1 protein-coding gene is annotated in these 911 nt (G+C 60.4%); it reads right to left on the reverse strand.

Going from position 1 to position 911, the window contains the following annotated elements:
• On the reverse strand, window positions 1–911 hold a 911-nt coding region (locus tag C4N04_RS31435; protein WP_245425691.1), incomplete at both ends, for a Ulp1 family isopeptidase.

Below are 911 nucleotides of genomic sequence, written 5' to 3' on the forward strand. Positions count from 1 at the left end.
TCCTCCCAAGTCGTCCACAGGCAGCGTGTACTGTGGGGTGCCGAAGATCGATGCCCCCAAGCTTTGCTCCCATGGTGCGTCTGGCGGATTGACGCTTTGCACCGGTGAATAGGCGGCTGACGGCAAATCCTGCCGTAAGGTCGCTGTATTCCAGCTATCGGGAAGCTGGCCGGGTTGACCCACTCCATGCCAAAACTCTGCGGGATCGGCGATCTGTGTGGAGGACTCCGGTTCAGCCGCCGCAGCCCCCGCTCGAGCACTGTTGGGCGCGGTGCTCAGACGTCGTTGGAGTTGCTCCCGATCGGCGACGAGGTTGTCGAGGTGCAGCACGGCTGGCCGGCCTCTTCGTGCCAGTCGTCTAACGAGCGCCCGCGTGCCGTCAACCACGAAGACTCCGCAATCATAGTCGTTGCGCTGTTGGGTCATGCGGACGGGCTCCAGACGGGTACCCAATCTTTGTGCGAGCATTGCTGCAAACTCGTCGTTCTGGCCCCGGAAGGAGTCATAGTGATAGGCAGCCGGCCCCTCGCGGTTGCGACGGTCAACGAGTAGCAGCGACCAATGGGTGCCGCGGTGATCAGGATCCGAAGCACTGGCATCGCTCACTGGAAGGAACATGAAGTCGGCTGTATCTCTTCCATTCTGATCATTAACGATGCGCTGGAAAGCGCTCAGCGCGGTCCTCTCATCGCCCAGGCGCAGATGATAATGGGCTATCAGGGGATCGATAAGCCGCGTCCTGGCTGCGAGATCCGGATCGTTTCGCTGCAAGTCCTGCATTAGCAGCTCATAATCCGTCTGGATATGCTGGTCGCCCAGCCATTCGGTATGGTCGAGCGACAATCCGCTGCGGCCTTCGATCGATGGATCAACCTGCTGCAGCGGCGAAGTTGATCTGAACTCGGCACGTG

Source organism: Rhizobium sp. H4 (assembly GCF_003013335.1).
In the GTDB taxonomy this organism is placed as follows: Bacteria; Pseudomonadota; Alphaproteobacteria; order Rhizobiales; family Rhizobiaceae; genus Rhizobium; species Rhizobium sophoriradicis.